Annotated in this window: 17 protein-coding genes; 5 read left to right on the forward strand and 12 right to left on the reverse strand. The window is 34.4% G+C overall.

Going from position 1 to position 19,042, the window contains the following annotated elements:
* Positions 1-10 precede the first annotated feature (10 nt).
* Positions 11-1,327 carry a hypothetical protein gene (locus PGH12_RS05365; protein WP_267597079.1) on the forward strand — a complete coding sequence of 439 codons (1,317 nt, stop codon included), beginning with the start codon at positions 11-13 and terminating at the stop codon, positions 1,325-1,327.
* 37 nt (positions 1,328-1,364) lie between these two features.
* Positions 1,365-1,604 (forward strand): DUF8828 family protein, encoded by a 240-nt coding sequence (locus tag PGH12_RS05370; RefSeq protein WP_007845674.1) that lies wholly within the window; start codon positions 1,365-1,367, stop codon positions 1,602-1,604.
* A gap of 53 nt (positions 1,605-1,657) precedes the next feature.
* Here the strand turns inward: PGH12_RS05370 and PGH12_RS05375 are convergent, their stop codons facing one another.
* The 3 genes from PGH12_RS05375 to dnaN form a co-directional block, all read right to left on the reverse strand.
* Positions 1,658-2,068, reverse strand: coding sequence for an META domain-containing protein (locus PGH12_RS05375; protein ID WP_267597082.1), 411 nt, complete (start codon positions 2,066-2,068; stop codon positions 1,658-1,660).
* A 193-nt stretch (positions 2,069-2,261) separates the two neighbouring features.
* Positions 2,262-4,664 (reverse strand): phenylalanine--tRNA ligase subunit beta, encoded by a 2,403-nt coding sequence (pheT, locus tag PGH12_RS05380; RefSeq protein WP_267597083.1) that lies wholly within the window; start codon positions 4,662-4,664, stop codon positions 2,262-2,264.
* A gap of 153 nt (positions 4,665-4,817) precedes the next feature.
* On the reverse strand, positions 4,818-5,948 hold the full coding sequence (gene dnaN / locus PGH12_RS05385; protein ID WP_267597084.1) for a DNA polymerase III subunit beta: 1,131 nt from the start codon (positions 5,946-5,948) through the stop codon (positions 4,818-4,820).
* Between the two features lie 414 nt (positions 5,949-6,362).
* Here dnaN and PGH12_RS05390 point away from each other — a divergent pair, with 414 nt between their 5' ends.
* Positions 6,363-6,731, forward strand: a complete 369-nt coding sequence (locus tag PGH12_RS05390; RefSeq protein ID WP_267597085.1) for a diacylglycerol kinase family protein — start codon at positions 6,363-6,365, stop codon at positions 6,729-6,731.
* Between the two features lie 177 nt (positions 6,732-6,908).
* Here the strand turns inward: PGH12_RS05390 and PGH12_RS05395 are convergent, their stop codons facing one another.
* The 5 genes from PGH12_RS05395 to purB form a co-directional block, all read right to left on the reverse strand.
* On the reverse strand, positions 6,909-7,343 hold the full coding sequence (locus PGH12_RS05395; protein WP_267597086.1) for an AraC family ligand binding domain-containing protein: 435 nt from the start codon (positions 7,341-7,343) through the stop codon (positions 6,909-6,911).
* 196 nt (positions 7,344-7,539) lie between these two features.
* Positions 7,540-7,941 carry a barstar family protein gene (locus PGH12_RS05400; protein WP_267597088.1) on the reverse strand — a complete coding sequence of 134 codons (402 nt, stop codon included), beginning with the start codon at positions 7,939-7,941 and terminating at the stop codon, positions 7,540-7,542.
* Positions 7,925-11,617, reverse strand: a complete 3,693-nt coding sequence (locus PGH12_RS05405) for a phosphoribosylformylglycinamidine synthase (RefSeq protein WP_267597089.1) — start codon at positions 11,615-11,617, stop codon at positions 7,925-7,927. The genes PGH12_RS05400 and PGH12_RS05405 overlap by 17 nt, the downstream gene beginning before the upstream one ends.
* A gap of 323 nt (positions 11,618-11,940) precedes the next feature.
* On the reverse strand, positions 11,941-12,408 hold the full coding sequence (locus tag PGH12_RS05410) for a transposase (protein WP_267597091.1): 468 nt from the start codon (positions 12,406-12,408) through the stop codon (positions 11,941-11,943).
* Positions 12,409-12,562: 154 nt separating this feature from the next.
* Entirely contained in the window at positions 12,563-13,990 is a 1,428-nt protein-coding gene (gene purB, locus PGH12_RS05415) for an adenylosuccinate lyase (RefSeq protein WP_267597093.1), read from the reverse strand.
* 413 nt (positions 13,991-14,403) lie between these two features.
* Here purB and PGH12_RS05420 point away from each other — a divergent pair, with 413 nt between their 5' ends.
* A complete protein-coding gene (locus PGH12_RS05420; protein ID WP_267597094.1) occupies positions 14,404-15,387 on the forward strand; it encodes a PLP-dependent cysteine synthase family protein in 984 nt (327 codons plus the stop codon).
* A 50-nt stretch (positions 15,388-15,437) separates the two neighbouring features.
* On the opposite strand, the gene PGH12_RS05425 is transcribed toward PGH12_RS05420, so the two are convergent.
* From PGH12_RS05425 to PGH12_RS05435, 3 genes are read right to left on the reverse strand one after another with little or no spacing between them, the layout of a single operon-like run.
* Positions 15,438-15,974 (reverse strand): hypothetical protein, encoded by a 537-nt coding sequence (locus PGH12_RS05425; RefSeq protein ID WP_271286808.1) that lies wholly within the window; start codon positions 15,972-15,974, stop codon positions 15,438-15,440.
* 31 nt (positions 15,975-16,005) lie between these two features.
* Positions 16,006-16,308, reverse strand: a complete 303-nt coding sequence (locus PGH12_RS05430; protein ID WP_267597098.1) for a chaperone modulator CbpM — start codon at positions 16,306-16,308, stop codon at positions 16,006-16,008.
* A gap of 2 nt (positions 16,309-16,310) precedes the next feature.
* On the reverse strand, positions 16,311-17,231 hold the full coding sequence (locus PGH12_RS05435; protein ID WP_267597099.1) for a DnaJ C-terminal domain-containing protein: 921 nt from the start codon (positions 17,229-17,231) through the stop codon (positions 16,311-16,313).
* Between the two features lie 93 nt (positions 17,232-17,324).
* Here PGH12_RS05435 and PGH12_RS05440 point away from each other — a divergent pair, with 93 nt between their 5' ends.
* Positions 17,325-18,524, forward strand: coding sequence for a dicarboxylate/amino acid:cation symporter (locus PGH12_RS05440; RefSeq protein WP_267597101.1), 1,200 nt, complete (start codon positions 17,325-17,327; stop codon positions 18,522-18,524).
* Positions 18,525-18,624: 100 nt separating this feature from the next.
* On the opposite strand, the gene PGH12_RS05445 is transcribed toward PGH12_RS05440, so the two are convergent.
* Positions 18,625-19,014, reverse strand: coding sequence for a DUF779 domain-containing protein (locus tag PGH12_RS05445; RefSeq protein WP_267597102.1), 390 nt, complete (start codon positions 19,012-19,014; stop codon positions 18,625-18,627).
* Between the last annotated feature and the right edge of the window lie 28 nt (positions 19,015-19,042).

Raw genomic sequence — 19,042 nt, forward strand, 5'->3', positions numbered from 1 at the left:
TTTATAACCAATGAAATTTAAAGAAAAATATATCCAGATATTATTGGTCATCATTACCTTTGTGATGACCATTTTTCGTTTTTTGCTAAACGAGATCGGTAGAGTAAGTCCAGATTCTATTCGTTTCATGCGTTTTTCAAAAGTTTTACCAGTGATTGATAACACGATTACTCCGCTGGGATATCCATCAAGCATTCACTTTTTCACATGGTTTGGCTTTGATGAATTCTGGAGCAGCAAGATTGTAGGAATTACATCATATCTTTTCATTATATTTTTTGCGTGGAGAAAAAATTTCTTCTTTAGAGAGTCTGTAATAGTATGTTCTTTAATCAGTTTCGTAAGTATTTTCTCAGCCACATTAAGTGAATCTTTTATTTTACCTTTTATTTTACTGTTATTTTATGTGGCGCACCAGATTATTTCGGAGAAATTAATCAAATGGAAAGCATGCTTTTACCTTACAATTGTTCTCATTTTTTTGTATAACATAAGATACAGCGCACTTTTTCTTATTGGAGGAACAGGTTTGTACGGTTTGATTTTTTTCAGAAAAAAATATGCGTCTACTTTTATTTTATCTTCGCTAGCGGCTTTTGCTTTTGTGGTTTTGTACAAATTTTTATTCATCGATTATTTTAATGAAAACTACGTACAGCAATCATTAGAGATCGGCCTCAAACCAACTTCGATATTAGTTAGCGAGCTTTTTCAGGGATTAGCTACAAGCTTCAATCCATTTCTTCATATGGCCAATCCCGGCGGCGGAAAAATTAACTTTGTCATTTACGGTATCGGGATATTGAATGTACTTTTAATTGTTTTTTTATTTATAAAAAACAAACTTTCACCAACTGAAAAATACATGATTATGATTGGAATTTCGGGAATCGTCTGCACTTTTTTTGTACAGTATTTTTACTGGATAGATCCTTTAGATTACCGACTTTTATCACCTTTTAGTTTTCCGATATGGTTAGTCTACTTTAAAAAACTCTTTGAAACTTTCAGATTAAAAACATACTCTGTTGCAGCACTGAGCTTACTAAGCGGTATTGTGTTTATGTGGCTCTCAAAAGGAAATTACCTTGAGAACAGAAAAGAAATCAAGAGATATTTGCATTCCGAAAACCTCCAGAATGAGGAACTTTTATTTTATGTAAAAGACATGGAAGATCTTGATAAAGTGCAAATTGCAGAATTGGTAAGCAGCGTAAACGCTAATATCTCATTTACATCAAAAGCCGATGACACCTTAAAAAAAACGACACTCACAGCGCATAAAGTTTTACAAAAAATTAAAATTGACAAGAATAAATATCAATAATTTTATTTATCTTTGAGAAAGTTTAAACATTAAAAAAATGAAATTACCAAAGTTTTTATTAGCGGACAATTCGGAATTTCCTGAAGATTTATTTGTAGTTCATACAGAATATCCAAGATTCATATTGAATGTTGAGGAAGAAGAAGTTGAGTGGTTAGATGATCTAGAAGGCGACGATGAAGAAACTATGGCAGATGAGGCTACAAAGGTTGTAGAAGCTGCATTCAAATGGTGCGACGAAGAGTTGGCAAAATACGACGAAGAAGAGGAAGAATAATTGATTTATTACTCATAAAAAAAGGAACTCAATTTTGAGTTCCTTTTTTATTTTTATTCTGCTTTATTAAATTTCAATAATAGCAAATTATCCTGATACAGCTCAAGAGTCGATCCGTTCACTACATATTTGTTAGCTTTTTGCATCATAGACATAAAGTTTTGTTCCACGCTCATATTGTCACAAGCCATTTTTGTAGAACCAAGCTGTGAAGCAGTAAAAGTTCCGGAAGCGGCATCTGTAGATAATGTTCCAAAATAGCTGTTACAACCAGCGTTTCCGTTTACTTTTGCACCATCAATATTCAGTGTCGGTGTTTTTCCCTTTACGTTATCTGCCAAAACCCACTTTGTAGCGGAGATTGAGGGCTGTGATTTCCCAACCTTTGATGATGAAGAATTTGCCATTGTTCCGCAAGAAGCTAAAAAAGCAACCGTGCATATACTTAAAAATAGATTTTTCATTTTTTTCTTACTTGATTTAAACCAAATTTACGGAAATTATATTATCTAAACAGATTTCGTGGCATTTTATTGTTATGTGAAATACAAAATCGTCAGTATTTAAATTTTTCAACGTATCGTCAGTTTTAGATTAAAAATAAAAAAAACGGATTTTAAAAAAATCCGTTTCTATTTTATATTGCGTTTTGTTGTGTTAAGATCTCAATTCTGCATTAAATTCTTTCTGGAAAGATTTAATTAAAGAATCCATCACTTCGGAGATTTCTTTTTCTTCCAATGTTTTTTCTTCATTTAACAATTCAAAACTCATTGCGTAAGACTTTTTGCCTTCCGGAAGATTTTTCCCCTCATATACGTCAAATAAATTAATGTTTTTGATGAAAGGAGATTTATTCTTTTTCGCAGTTTGATATAGTTCCTGGTAAGAAATATCTTTATCAATCAATAAAGCAAGATCTCTTCTGATTTTATTAAATTTCGGAATGTCTTTAAATTTAAGCTCGTTTTTCGAACGCAGTTCATGAGCAAATTCCAGTTCAATTTCTGCGTAGAAACAATCCTGATCAATGTCAAAATCTTTCAGCATTTGGGGAGCAACTTTACCAATTCTTACCAAAGTTTTCTCATTAACCTCAAAAGATAATGCGTCAGAAAATCTATCATCAGACAAAGCAACTTCTTTATAATCGACACCTAATTTTTCCAGCAAAACTTTTACATAAGCCTTTAAATTATAGAAATCTGTTGCAGATTTTGGCTGCAACCAATTTTCAGCAACATTTCTTCCTGTGACTAAAACTGCTAATTGTTTTCTTTCTTCGTACTTTTCTTTTTTATGATAAATCTTTCCAAATTCGAAAAACTTAAGATCCTGATTTTTTCTGTTGATATTATAAACAGCATTCTGCAAAAGTCCTTCCAATAAAGATTTTCTCATAAACGCCAGATCATTGCTCAAAGGATTCAGTAATTTTACAGCATCAGTTTCATCTTTAACAGAAGTCAAAGAATTGTTCATCACCTCGTTGAAACCCAAACCTTGTAAAGTTCTTGCCCAGCTATTTTCTAACTCGTCCTGATCATTCGAACTCAGTTTTACCGGAGTGAAAGAAAACTTTTGCGGAGCTTCAATTTTGTTATAACCGTATATTCTTAAAATCTCTTCGATTACGTCGATTTCTCTTGTCACATCGGCTCTGTAAGCAGGAACAGAGATTTCAAAACCATTTTGAATTTCATTTAAAACCTGAATTTCTAGTGCTTTTAAAATTTCCTTTACTTTTTCTCTGTGAATTTTTGTTCCTAAAATCTGTTCGATTTTTGAGAATCTGATGATCACATAATTGTCCTCAATTTTCTTTGGATATTCTTCCAATAAATCTCCAACAAGTTTACCTTCTGCCAAATCCTGAATCATCTTGATTGCATGCGTAATCGCCGTTCTGGTGATATTAGGATCTACTCCTCTTTCAAATCTAAAAGAAGCATCTGTGTTAAGACCGTGCGCTTTAGCTGCTTTTCTCACCGCAACCGGATTGAAATATGCACTTTCTAAGAAGATTGTTTTTGTCTCATTTGAAACTCCCGAATCTGCACCTCCGAAAACTCCGGCGATACACATCGGATTATTTTTTCCGTCCTTAATAATAATTTCAGAACCGTTCAATGTTCTTTCAACACCATCTAATGTAGTGAACTTCGTTCCCTCTGCAACGGTTCCGACTTTCACTTTTTTATCAGCAATTTTATCTGCATCAAAAGCGTGTAGCGGCTGACCAAAACCGTGAAGAATGTAGTTTGTGATGTCTACAATATTGTTAATCGGGCTCAATCCGATTGCCTTTAATCTGTCTTTTAACCATGATGGGGATTCTGCAACCTTTACGTTTTCGATTACGGCTCCTATGTATCTTGGTGTTAGTTCAGCATCTTCAATCTCTAAGGTAAATTCATTTGAACCTTCATTATTTAAAGCAACTGAAGACACTTTTTCAAAATCACCTTTCTGCTGATTGGTAGAAAGAAATGCGTACAGATCTCTTGCAACGCCGTAATGAGACATCGCATCGGTCCTGTTTGGCGTTAAACCAATTTCAAAAACCTCATCATTAGTCAATTCAAAATAATCTGCAAAATTCTTTCCTACTTCATATTTTGTTTCATCTAAAACCATGATTCCGCCGTGATCATCACTCAATCCCAATTCGTCTTCTGCGCAGATCATTCCCTGAGAAACTTCACCTCTTATTTTAGCGGCTTTAATTTCAAAAAAGTTTCCTGTTTTATCGTAGATTTTAGTTCCTACAACAGCTACAGGAACAGTTTGCCCGGCTGCAACATTGGGAGCACCACAAACGATATCCAACACTTTTCCGTTTCCTACATCAACTGTTGTTTTCTTTAATTTATCTGCATTCGGATGTTTTTCGCAGGTTAAAACCTTACCTACGACAATACCTTCCAAACTTCCTTTTACGCTTTCAAATTTCTCTATGCCTTCTACTTCAAGACCTATATCGGTAAGAAATTCACCAATTCTTTCAGATTTTAATTCCGTTTTGATATAGTCTTTAAGCCAGTTGTTTGATATTTTCATCCTTTAATTTTGAAAATTTATTTTGAATTTTTTCAAGTTACAAATGTCGTGTTTTTTTGAGAAACAGAGAAATTTTTAACCTTTCAACTGAGGCTAAAAAACAGAAAAGAGGCTGAAAAATCAACCTCTTTTAAATTTATTTATATTTAAATATTATAATCCGATTACCGGCATTGATAACATTAAGATATTTTCGTTTTCTTCAAGACCATCAAGCGGCTCGATGATTCCAGGTCTGTTTGGCTGAGACATTTTCATCGTAATGTCATCTGCTCCGAGAATTCCTAACATTTCTGTCAAGAATTTTGAACTGAAACCAATGTTGATATCTTCACCATTGTAGTCACAAGGGATCTGCATATCTGCTTTGTTTGCATATTCTGTATCTTCTGCATGAAGGTGAAGAATGTTTGCAGACAATTTGAATCTCACCTGATTCGTAGATTTATTTGACATAATTGAAGCTCTTTTAATTGCTCCTAATAATAAATTTCTATTGATTGTCAAAACATTCGGGTTTTCTTTAGGAATTACCGCTGTGTAGTTCGGATATTTTCCGTCAATCAATCTACAGATCCAAACGTGCTTACCGAACGTAAATTTAGCCATGTTTTCATTGAAGTCGATCGTAATGTCTTCATTTGAACTTGCTAAAATATTTTTGAAAATATTCAAAGGCTTTTTAGGCATAATGAATTCCATAGGTTCGGCATTCATCAGGTCGGTTCTTTTATAAACAACCAATCTGTGAGAATCGGTAGAAACAAAATTCGTTTCATTTTCTCCAAATTGGAACAAAACACCCGTCATTACAGGACGAAGAGAATCATTACTTGTTGCAAAAAGTGTATTCGTTAAGGCTTCAGATAAAACACCTGCAGGCATTGTAACGCTTTGTGCAGCATCAAATTCCGGAAGTTCAGGATAATCATCTGTATTGTCTAATGCTACTGCAAAATTATCTTTCTCATCTAAAATCTCAAGCTGGCTTCCTGTACCTTCTGCATTGTCTTTCACAACAAGCGTCAAAGGCTGCTCGCCATACGTTTTTATAAAATCCTGAAAAATTTTAGCAGGAACAGCAAATTTACCGGCATCATCAGATTTTACATCCAACGAAGTCACCAAAGTAGTTTCGCCATCAGACGCTGTAATGGTAAGATTGTTTTCGTTTAACTCAAAAAGGTAATTTTCTAAGATCGGTCTTGATTGAGAACTTGATATTACGCCACTTACAGTTTGCAATGCTTTCTGAAGTTCACCACTTGAAATAATAAATTTCATAGATTTTAAAATAAGTTTTTACAAATATAACAAATAGTACGAAGAATGGAAAAAATAATCGGTGCGAGTTTTAAACAAACATCATCAGTCGGTTTTGAGACTCGATATTACATTTAAATTTCTATAATCATTAATTTCAGCATCAAAAATTTCGGTTGTGTACAAAATGACTGTTACTTTTTTGTTTACCAGAGAATTGTATTCTTAAGGTAAATCTAGATTTGACTCAACGTTTGAAATCCAAACACATTAAAATACTTTTAGAAAATTTACTTTTATAATCCTGTGAAAATAAAAGATTCGAAATCAAAGCAAAAGAACTAATAAATTTTTCTACATCTTAATTTTTAATTTCACAAGGATAAATGAAATAGTAAAAAACATCAAACAAATATTATATTTGTAAAAAGTTTAATGCGCAAACCTCCCATCCATAAAAGTTTTCTGAACGCTTTGCACGGTGTTTTTAGGATGCTGAAATCTGAAAGAAATTTTCAGCTGGAGTTTTTGGCTTTCTTAATTAATCTTTTTCTTATTTTTTATCTGAAACTTTCAACTTTAGATACTGTTTTATTATTAATTGTCTCCTTCGGAGTTTTAAGCGCAGAAATTTTCAATACAGCAATTGAAAAAATATGCGATTTTAGACAGCCTGAATTTGATGAAAGAATTGGTTTTATAAAAGATATTTCTGCCGGAGCGGTTATTTTGATGGCTCTTTTATCTGTAATTGTCGGAATTTTAGTTTATTGGAAATATTTAATATCCTATTTTAATAATTAAATCTTAAACTCAATTATAACCTTCAAAAGCTGCCTTTGTAGGCAACTTTAAAATAGGAAAAAAGCAAATATGCTTATTTTAATATTTATTGACTAAACCTATTCTGGTTTTGTTGTATTTACAGCCTCTAGAATTTTAGCTTCATCATTCAGTTCGCCCTTTATTACATTTACATTTTCAGAATAATCGTTTTGACGTATATAAACGCTCACAACGTTTCCGGCTTTTAAATTTTATGTCGGTTTCACTTTCAGAGAATAAATTTTGAATTTTCCTTAAAAAGACAAACAATAAAGCCTGAATATTTTCCGGATATTTTTCTAAAAACAACAAATCTACAAGCGGTTTCAACTGCTTTTTAGCATTCTCATCCAGTTTTAAAAAAGGTTTAGAATATAAATTGTCGAGATAAGACAATCCGGAAAGGATATTTTTATCCTGAAATAACTGCAGAAAAAAAGCTTCGGTGAACAATATACAATAGCCTTCGATATCTTGCCAGTCTTCAAACACATGAAGTTGTCCCGGTGAAATAAAAAACAGACTGTCTTCTGCTATTTCATAGTTTTTGTAGTCGATAGTTTGTCTGCTATTCCCTTTGGTGATCCACAAAATCTCAAAAAATTATGTCTGTGCGGAAAAACAATATTCTCCGGCTCTACCATTTCCTGAAAAGCATCTATCAAAAAATCAATCCTGTTAAGCGGCTGATTGATATGATCTGCAATAGAAATAGTTGGGAACATTTTGCAAATGTAAGACTTCAATGTCTTAGAAATTCAAAATCATTTGCAGTATAAAGAGAATACTATTTTAAAATCAGCATGATCTTTTTATGTGATTCTATAATTTCAACCAAGATTTCAAATAAGGTTTGTCCGTTTCCAGCAATCAAATCATCAAGGTTTTCCTGAGCTAAATCTATATTGAAAGGTTTTCCCTGCTTAATTTTATTTTCATAAAAAACTTTGGTCGCTTCAAAACCTAAATCTTCTGTTGATTTCTGAGAATCTTTCCAAATGATTTCAAGTTCATCTTTATTTTCAAAACCTCCGTAAAGAATGTCATCAAATCCATCCAAAGTTCCGACTTTCCAATCGGCGTCTTTCATTAAGACTGTAGAAACTTCTTCATAGAATCCTGACAAATCAGAAAAATGGCTGCCATTGATGACAGCCGTTTTCTTGTTATTTTTATTTGAAGTATTCAACTCCGTTTTTGAATATATTATGATAATTCGCAGTCGGAATATTTTTCATTAAACCTTCTGCAAAACGTTCCGGATGACCCATTCTACCATAAATTTTACCGTCCGGACTTGTGATTCCCTCAATTCCGAATAAAGAATTATTTGGATTGAATGGCATTCCGTGAGCAATGTTTCCATCTAAATCTAGATATTGCGTCGCAATCTGTCCGTTCTCATACAACTTCTGAATTTCTTCTTCCGAAGCCATAAAACGACCTTCACCGTGAGAAATTGGAATCGTATAAACCTGATCTTTCATTCCCTTAAGCCAAGGCGATTCGTCGTTAAGAACTTTCACATTCACCATTTGAGAAATGTGTCTTCTAATTGCATTGTGAGCCAATGTCGGAGAATTTTCATCTAAATCTTTAATTCTTCCGTAAGGCAATAATCCTGATTTTACCAAAGCCTGGAAACCGTTACAGATTCCGATGATCATTCCGTCTCTGTCGAGCAATTCGTGAACGGCATTACTCATCTTTTCATTTTTTAAAACATTCACGATAAACTTCGCAGAACCATCTGGTTCGTCACCCGCAGAAAACCCTCCGGAGAATGCCAAAATCTGCGACTGTTTAATTTCCTTTACCCACGCATCGATACTCTCGTCAAGCAACTGATGATTGATATTAATCAGAGGCAAACTGCTTACGATTGCGCCTTCTTTTTGGAATGCATTCAGCGTATCATATTCACAGTTTGTTCCAGGAAAAACCGGTGCAAAAACTCTTGGCTGAGCAATTCCGTGTTTCTTAATGATGATGTTTCTTGGGTTGATTGAGTTCAGTTTAGAATCCAATTCAATCACTATTTTTTCTTTTTCTACAGTTGAAAAAAGATTTTCAAAAGTTTGTGTATTTGCTTCAAGTAATTTTTCGATTTCAAAATTTAAATTATTGATTTTAAAATTATTCGAATTATTAACTTCGCCAATTAATTGAAGATTAACAGAACTTAATTCTTCAGTTGATTCTATAATTAGACTTCCGATATTTTTTGCCAATAAACTGTTCTCATCAGCAATATTAATTTCAGCTCCCAATCTGTTTCCGAAACTCATTTTAGCTAAAGCAACTGCAACTCCACCTTCTTTAACGGTCTTCACAGAAACGATTTTTCCCACTTTGATATTTTCGAAAATCAATTCAAAAACAACCTTTAGATTTTCATAGTTTGGAAGTCCGTTTTCCTGCGGAATATGATTGTAGAAATACAGTTTATTTCCTGCCTGTTTAAGTTCCGGAGAGATCACATTTTTCTTTTCTCCATTAGCACAAGCGAAAGAAATCAATGTTGGCGGAACATTCAAATCCTGATACGTTCCACTCATTGAATCCTTACCTCCGATGGCAGCCAAACCAAGGTTAATCTGCGCATCGTAAGCTCCTAAAAGAGAAGCTAAAGGTTTACCCCACTTCTCAGGATTCTGACCTAATTTTTCAAAATATTCCTGAAAACTTAATCTGATATTTTTATAATCGCCACCCATCGCAACGATTTTTACAACACTTTCTACAACTGCATAAGAAGACCCCAACAGTGAGTTTTGCTTGGAAATTTCAGCATCGAATCCCCAACTTGCAAAGGAAACTGTTTCAACGTTTCTAGCTCCTAAAATTGGTAAAGTTTGAGCGCTTCCTTCCATCAGAGTCTGCTGGTATTTCCCACCCAAAGGCATCGCAACCGTAGTCGCACCAATCGATGAGTCGAACATTTCCAATAAACCTTTTTGAGAAGCAACGTTTTTATCTGCCAAGATTTTCAAGAAATTCTCTTCGTTGAAAACAGGTGTCTCTTCCTCTACTTCATTAAGATGCGTAATCTTAACCTCCTGACTTTTAGAACAACCGTTCGTATCCAAAAATTCTCTTGAAAGATCAACAATCTTATCACCTTTCCAGAACATCTGCATTCTTCCAGAATCTGTCACTTTTGCAACTTCAACAGCCACAATATTTTCAGCTTCACAGAACTTGATGAACTGTTCTTTATCTTTTGGCTCAACCACGACTGCCATTCTTTCCTGAGATTCAGAAATGGCAAGTTCGGTTCCGTTCAAACCTTCATATTTTAAAGGTAAAACATCCAGATTAACTTCCAAAGAATCAGCAATTTCACCGATTGCTACAGAAACGCCTCCAGCTCCGAAGTCATTAGATTTCTTAATCAATCTCGTCACTTCAGGATTTCTGAATAATCTCTGGATTTTACGTTCTTCAACGGCATTTCCTTTCTGAACTTCTGAACTCATTGTGTGGATAGAAGTTTCGTCCTGTTCTTTCGAACTTCCGCTTGCTCCACCAACACCGTCACGACCTGTTGCGCCTCCTAAAATAATGATAGAATCGCCAGCTTCAGGCTTTTCACGTCTTACCCAATCCACAGGAACTGCTCCGGTCACGAAACCAACTTCCATTCTTTTTGCTTTGTAACCTTCATCGTAGATTTCAGAAACCATTGTAGTCGCCAAACCGATTTGGTTACCGTAAGAAGAATATCCGTTTGCAGCCTGTTTTGTGATTGTTTTTTGAGGTAATTTCCCCGGTAAAGTTTGGTCAACTGGTTCCAAAACATCAGCAGCGCCTGTCAATCTCATCGCTTGGAAAACGTAAGAACGCCCGGACAAAGGATCTCTGATGGCACCACCTAAACACGTTGAAGCACCACCAAAAGGCTCAATTTCCGTCGGATGATTGTGTGTTTCATTTTTAAATAATAAATACCACGGTTCTTTTTTACCATCGTATTCAGCTTCGATTTGAATCGTACAGGCGTTGATTTCATCTGAAACAACAAGGTTTTCAAGGTTGCCTGTTTTATGGAAATATCTTCCGCAAACGGTTGCCAAATCCATTAAGGAGATGGGTTTCAATTCGCGTCCTAAGAATTTTCTTTTTTCGATATAATCATTGAAAATGGTTTCCAATGTATGTTTAAACTGTCCTTCAAATTCAATATTCGACAATTCTGTTTCAAACGTTGTGTGACGGCAGTGGTCGCTCCAATACGTGTCTAAAACTTTTAGTTCAGTTTCTGTAGGATTTCTATGTTCAGTTTTAAAGTATTCCTGAATGAATTTTAAGTCATCTAATCCTAAGGCAAAACCGTGATTGTTAAAGAAGTTTTCAAGTTGAGCATCATCAAAATTGATGAAATTTTCGTGAACAATTACTTTTGACGGTGTTTCTTCTGCAGGAATATTTAAAACTGATAAATCTTTCTCCTGAGATTCCACCTTATTAATCAAAAGATCTTTGATTTTTACCAAATCAGATTGGGTAATGCCTTCAAACTCCAGGAGTTTACCGCTTCTCACCTTAGATTTCTCATTTTCAGTCAGTAAAGCGATACACTGTTGAGCAGAATCAGCGCGCTGATCGTATTGTCCGGGTAAAAATTCCAATGCGAAGTAAACTCCTTCTGCAGGATTTTCTTCGATTAAAATATCAGTAACGGGATCAACAAAAGTGCTATTAACAACTTTTTCGAACTCACCATCGTTCAAATTGAAAATATCGTACACATTGTACACTTTTACATTTTTGACCGACGGAACAACCGCTCTTACTTCATCAAAAATTTTTGGGCTTTCTACATCGAAAATTCCTCTTTTTTCTACGAAAATTCTTTTGTTCATTTTTATAGATATGGGATTTTAGCTTTCATTCTAAAATCATTTATTAGATTTATTTTTAATTTATTGTCAAATTTAATTAACGAATTGATTTAAAATTGTTAAATCAGTTGACTCAATAGCAGTCCTACGGACTGTAAATTCATTGATATTTGTGATCAGCTACGCAGATAGAATTCCTCTCGAAGTTTTTTTATCATATTTTTTGAGAATGATTCCTCTAGGAATCGTATCTGTGTAGAAAAATACTTACAAAGATGGCGCAGTCCGTAGGACTGCTATTTTTTCATTCACAAAAATTCAAATATTTAATAACAAAATCATTTTTATTCATCATAGAATTCAAACAAATATTCATTTTTAAAGTCAACCTCAAACGCATTCAGCATTTCAAGATATTCTTCCTTGAAGCTCTTTTTTGAATGATGCTTTTCCTGATTCAAAACATAATTTACAACTTTATCTTTCTGACTTTTCGCATAAGAAAAAGCACCATAACCTTCCTGCCAAGAAAACTTATCTAAACATAATTTCTTATCATTAATGAAATTCGTAGATTCAATTTTAACCGTTTTAATCAATTCCGGGATTTTGATCTGCAAATTCTTATAACTGAAAAAGATATGAATATGATCAGGGTTTGTATAAATAGCTAATACTTTTTGTTTCTTATTGCTAAATATTCCACAAATATATCTTTCAACTTCTTCTCTTACTTCCGATTTAATTTTAATATCACGTCCTTTTGTTGCAAAAACTACCTGAATATAAATTTGTGTATAAGTGTTCGGCATAAATTTTTTTCATCATTTTTACAAAGATAGCATTCCTACGGAATGCAACTTTATAATAACCTTCATTCTACACAGATTTTATTCCTACGGAATAAATTAAATCTAAACTTAATTTTCAAGTAAAAAAAATGCAGCCCAAAAGACTGCATATTATTTATACTTTCAGGTCAGACTCTAATCCAATCAATTCATTGTTTGCATCCAGAATAGGCTGAACTTCATTCGCAATGAATTCTTCCGTTTGAATTGGTGCGAAACCGATAAAGTTTTTAGGATCAAGAACTTCTTTTAATTTTGATTTGTCAAGTTTTAAAGAATGATCATTTAAAATTCTCTCGATCAAATCGTTTTCTTTACCTTCTTCTTTTACCTGTTTAGAAGCTTCCATAGAATGAACTCTGATCACCTCGTGGATTTCCTGACGGTCGCCGCCAGCTTTCACTTCTTCCATGATGATGTATTCTGTTGCCATAAACGGCAATTCTTCCATAATATGTTTGTTGATTCTGTTAGGATACACTACAATTCCGTTCATAATGTTGTTCCAAATCAACAAGATTGCATCAACCGCTAAAAACGCTTGTGGAATTGTCAATCGCTTGTTTGCAGAATCATCTAAAGTTCTTTCAAACCATTGTGTTGAAGCTACCATTGCAGAACTTGTCGTCAAAGACATTACGTATTTTGCCAAAGCTCCGATTCTTTCACTTCTCATCGGGTTACGTTTGTAAGCCATTGCTGATGAACCGATCTGGTTTTTCTCGAATGGTTCTTCAACTTCTTTCAAATTTTGAAGCAAACGTAAATCGTTTGTGAATTTATGTGCAGATTGTGCGATATTTCCTAATAAAGCAACCACTTTCGCATCAATTTTTCTGTCATAAGTCTGTCCGGAAACTCCGAAAACTTTCTCAAAACCGAATCTTTTTGATAATTCTTTATCTAAATGCTTTACTTTAGAATAATCTCCGTTGAAAAGTTCTAAGAAACTTGCTGCAGTTCCTGTTGTACCTTTTACACCTCTAAAACGTAGAGTTTCTAAGAAGAAATCTAATTCTTCGATGTCTAAAACCAAACTTTGTAACCAAAGTGTAGCTCTTTTTCCAACTGTCGTTAACTGAGCCGGTTGGAAATGCGTAAATCCTAATGTTGGAAGATCTTTATATTGAATAGAAAAATCAGCCAGATTTTTCATCACGTTCACCAACTTTTTCTTTAAAATTAAAAGTCCGTCACGAATTTGAATTAAATCTGTATTGTCTCCTACAAATGCCGAAGTTGCTCCCAAATGAATAATTCCTTTTGCTGAAGGCGCTACATCACCGTAAGCGTGAACATGAGCCATCACATCGTGGCGGAATTTCTTTTCATATTCTGCCGCTTTATCGTAATCAATGTTGTCAACATTGGCTTTTAACTCTGCAATCTGCTCGTCTGTAATGTCGAGACCTAAATCTTTTTCAATTTCAGCTAAAGCGATCCAAAGTTTTCTCCAGTTCTGGAATTTGTTGTTGTGAGAAAAGTTAAACAACATTTCTTCGCTGGAATAGCGCTCTTCCAATGGATTTTTGTAGGAATTCATTCTTTCTTTTACTTTTTAGATGCACAAAAATACGGATTTTGGTCGAGAGAGAAAAATGCTTTTTTAGCGATTTTAAAGCTGAAAAAAGTTTTACTAGTACGAGCTTACAATATTATAAAATAGGTAACTAAAAAAATGATCTTAAACCTCAAAAAGTCAATCTTTTTTAATAAAGTCGCTATTGACTTAACTTAGTTTAAATTGAAGAACATCCGCCTTTTAGCCCTGATAGAAGCGGCATCCTTTTTCTTGCCGGATTGAAAAAAGCGTTGGAGAAAAAGATACAGCGGAAAGCAGGATTAAGCTTCAAAAAAAAACTTTCTATTGTTCACGCATAACTTCTTTATTTTGCACCACTTTCTACTCGAAATAATTTGAAAGCCGTATCTTTGCCCCGCAGAAAAGAAACAAGTATGAAATACGCAGAAAATATTCTCGAAACGATAGGAAATACACCTCTTGTAAAAATCAATAAAGTGTTGGGTGAAGATTTTCCGGCATTGGTTTTGGCAAAAGTTGAAACTTTCAACCCAGGAAATTCCGTTAAGGACAGAATGGCTTTGAAAATGATTGAAGACGCCGAAAAAGACGGAAGACTGAAACCTGGCGGAACTATTATTGAAGGAACTTCAGGAAATACCGGAATGGGTTTGGCACTTGCAGCAATCATTAAAGGTTACAAATGTATTTTTGTAACGAATGCAAAACAGTCTAAGGAAAAATGTGACATTCTTCGTGCAGTTGGTGCAGAAGTGATCGTTTGCCCGACTGATGTAAAACCTACAGATCCTCGTTCTTATTATTCAGTTTCCAAAAGACTGGCTAAAGAAACAGAAAATGGTTGGTATGTGAACCAATACGATAATTTATCTAACAGAGCGGCTCATTACGAGTCTACAGCTCCAGAAATCTGGGCACAGACCGACGGAAAGCTTACTCATTTTTTAGTTGGAGCAGGAACGGGCGGAACAATTACCGGTTGCGGACAGTTTTTCAAGGAAAAAAATCCGGATATTAAGATCATTGGAGTTGATACTTATGGTTCTATTTTAAAGGAAATTCATGAAACAGGCGTGATCAATTTAGAAAACGCTTACAGTTATATTACAGAAGGTATTGGTGAAGATATTCTTCCTGAAAACTACGATATGTCGGTCATCGATCATTTCGAAAAAGTAACTGATAAAGACGGAGCGATCTATGCAAGAAAACTGGCAAAAGAGGAAGGGATTTTCTGCGGATATTCTGCCGGAAGTGCGATGGCTTCTTTGGTTCAGATGAAAGATCAGTTTACAAAAGATGATGTGATTGTTGTACTTCTTCACGATCACGGTTCAAGATATGTAGGGAAAATCTACAATGACGAATGGATGAAAGAAATGGGTTGGTTAGACTAAAACATCTTATTTATAAAATTGAAAATCAGAGCCAATGCTCTGATTTTTTTTTATTTTAAAACATTTCTCTGCACTGCTTCTTTCAACAATTCAAAATCTGCTTCAGACATTGATTTTTTAGGAAACATATAATTAAATTTACCTTCTAAACCTATAAAATTATCACTGATTTCACCAGCCGAAAATTCAGTCCAAAGGCTTGTTTCCTTCTTGTCATTGAGGTTTACTTTAAAGACTTTGGTATTAAACTGAATCTGGTAAATTTCAGTATTTTCAAGTGTTTTTAAATATTTTACGACTTCTTTTTTCCATTTTGAAACTTTGTTGATTGCCAAAGACAGATAAACCGCACACAACAAAAAAAGAAAACTTACAAAATAGAGAATTCCGAATTTCTCTTTGCTTAAATCATCTTTAAAGAAGAACAAAATCACCAAAATAAAAGCAACAACCACTGTTGTAATAAATTTTCCTTTTACTGAAGGTGAAAAAAGCAAACTTCCCTGATTTCCTTGAAGATAAACTTCTTCAAAATCTTTCCTTTTGATATTTAAATTGATGATCTTATCATCATTCATTCTAGCCATATTGTGCGAATTATCGTTTTACAAAACTAAATTAAATATCCTCATATTTCCCACTAATTGCCGAAAGTTTATTCATCAGGTTGCGATTTTTGTGGCTCAATTCATCCATTTTTTGAAGCATATGATGGACGACTTCCAGGCCGGGAAGATTTATCTCTAGATCATAATGCCAGTTGGCGAATCTTTCGAATACATGCAAATCATGATACATAAGATATCTGACGTTATTTTCTGTTTCAACATTCAGTAGACCATTATCTACCAATTCGTCAAAAAAAGTGATTTCTATATTGTAAATTTTTACGAGGTCTTCCCTTGATATTCTTTCACTCATAATTAAGAATTTTTAAGTTGTTCAAAAAGTTCTTTCTGCTTTTCGGTAAGATTAGTTGGCAACTTCACTTCGTATGTCACAAAAAGATCACCAGATTCTCCTTCCTTTTTATAAACCGGAAATCCTTTTCCTTTCAATCTCACGGTTGTTCCGTTTTGAGTTTCGGGTTTTACTTTAAGATTTACGCTTCCCTCCAAGGTTTCTACTTTTATATCTCCACCCAAAACTGCAGTATAGAGATCTATTGCCACTTTTGTTTTCAGATCATTTCCTGCTCTTTCAAAATTCGGATCCGGAATAACATTAAAAGTAATATACAAATCTCCCGTTGGTCCGCCGTTAAAACCAGAATTCCCGTGACCTTTTAATTTGATTTGCTGTCCGTCATAAACTCCGGCAGGAATTGTAATTCTCACCTTTTTACCATTAATGTCAAAAATCTGCTGATGGGATTTTGCAGCTTCTTTCAGGTTTAAAGTCAACTCTGCCTGAACATCCTGACCTTTAAATTTCCCTGAAGCACTTCCGCGTGAACTTCTTCCGAAACCGCCACCTTCACCACCAAACATACTTTGGAAAAAATCTGAAAAATCTTCGCCCTCACCAAAATCAGCACCGGCAAAACCACCGCCATAATTACCACCACCCTGACTTTGATATTGTTTTTGTTGTTGCTGAGCCTTTTCATATTCTTCACCATGCTTCCAATTTCCTCCATATTTATCATATTTAGCACGGTTTTCAACATTGCTGAGAACTTCATTGGCTTCATTGAGTTCTTTAAATTTTTTCTCCGCTTCTTTATCACCCGGATTGAGATCCGGATGCAGTTTTCTTGCGAGTTTTCGATATGCTTTTTTGATATCTTCTGGTGTCGCATTTTTATCTACACCTAAAATTTTATAGTAATCTATATAAGCCATAGAAAAGAATATTTACTCAAATTTAAAGAAATTAGACTAAAAAATAATCTAATAGATTGTTAAAAATAAATCTATCTTTGATAAAATCATTGTATGAAAGAGGTTTTAAAAAACTATTCAGGAATTATTTTTTTACTGATAGGAATCACTGTTGGCAGTATTCTCGGGATCGTTGCACCCCAAATAGTCGATTACATAAAACCTTTAGGAGATATTTTTCTCAATCTTCTTTTTGTAAGTGTAGTTCCTTTGGTATTTTTTGCAGTTTCCAATTCTATTTCATCTCTGGAACAGCAATCAAAGTTTGGAAGGATCATATTCGCAATGATTTTCACCTTTTTGCTTTTTATACTTGTAGCTGCTATTTTCACAATAGGAATGGTTTATTTATTTCCTGTCTCTTCAATTTCGGGAAGTTCTGAAATCATTAGTGAAGCTACCAAGGAAGAAAACTGGGGTGACAGAATCGTTAGTTTTTTCACCGTGGGAGAATTTACCGAGGTCTTTTCCCGAAAAAACATGTTGGCTTTGTTGATTTTTGCATTTCTAACGGGTTTTGCAGCAAGGAAATCCGGCGAAAACGGAAAACCTTTCAGAATTTTTATTGCATCAGGTTATGAAGTGATGAAAGAATTGCTTTTAATGATCATGAAAATCGCCCCGATTGGCCTGGGAGCTTATTTTGCCTATCAAGTCGCAACTTTAGGACCTCAACTTTTTGGATTTTATGCTAAACCTTTAGGTCTTTATTATATTTCCGGAATCATTTATTTCTTTGTATTTTTTTCATTGTATGCATTCATCGCTGACCGCAAAAACGGAATCAAAAACTTCTGGAAAAATGCTATCTTCCCTACTGTGACTGCTTTGAGTACGTGCAGTAGTTTTGCGACAATGCCTACCAATCTGGTTGCTGCTTCTAAAATTGGTATACCGAGTTCGATTGCCAATCTTGTAATCCCGATAGGAACGACGCTTCATAAAAACGGTTCGTCAATGTCTTCTATCATTAAAATCTATGTGGCTTTTCAGATCATCGGAAGAGATTTTTTTGAACCGTCAAATCTTCTATTGGCTTTAGGAATTACTGTTTTTGTCAGTATTGTTGCCGGCGGAATTCCTAATGGTGGCTATATTGGCGAAATGCTGATGATTTCAGTTTATCAATTACCACAGGAAGCAGTTCCTGCTGTGATCATTATCGGAACCTTGGTTGATCCTTTGGCAACTGTTTTAAATGCTGTGGGAGATATTGTGGCGGCGATGTTTGTGAATCGATTTGTGAAGGTTTGACATAATTCCAGATAAGAAAATTTAAAAAAAAATCGCAGGTGCTTTCCAAACCTTACTCATCCAAACTTTAAATTATTTTAAATTTCGGATAATAATTCATTTACTCACTTCGCTTTACAGGTTCTAAATTTTGAAGTTCTTCAGAAGTGAAAAGCTTATAATGTACTTTAAATGTTTTCCCTAAAGGAGTTTCCAAAGAAAATCCACCAGGCCCGAAACCTTCCAGAACATCTAATGTGAAATGTGAATACTGCCAATATTCAAATAGGTCACGGTCGATCCAGAATTCGTGTCCGTTGATGGTTCCGATCATAGCATCATTCATTCTGGGAAAATAGCCTCCTTTTTCAAAGCATTGAGGCTGAGTACCTTCGCAACATCCTCCCGCTTGGTAAAACATTAGTTCACCGTGTTTTTTTTCAAGTTCCCAAATTAAATCAAGAGCTTTTTCTGTGACTGAGAGTCTTGATATTTTATCTTTAGCTTCCATCTCTTTTTTATTTTAAAGTTAAAAAAAA

The sequence above is a fragment of the Chryseobacterium sp. CY350 genome (assembly GCF_027945075.1).
Lineage (GTDB): Bacteria > Bacteroidota > Bacteroidia > Flavobacteriales > Weeksellaceae > Chryseobacterium.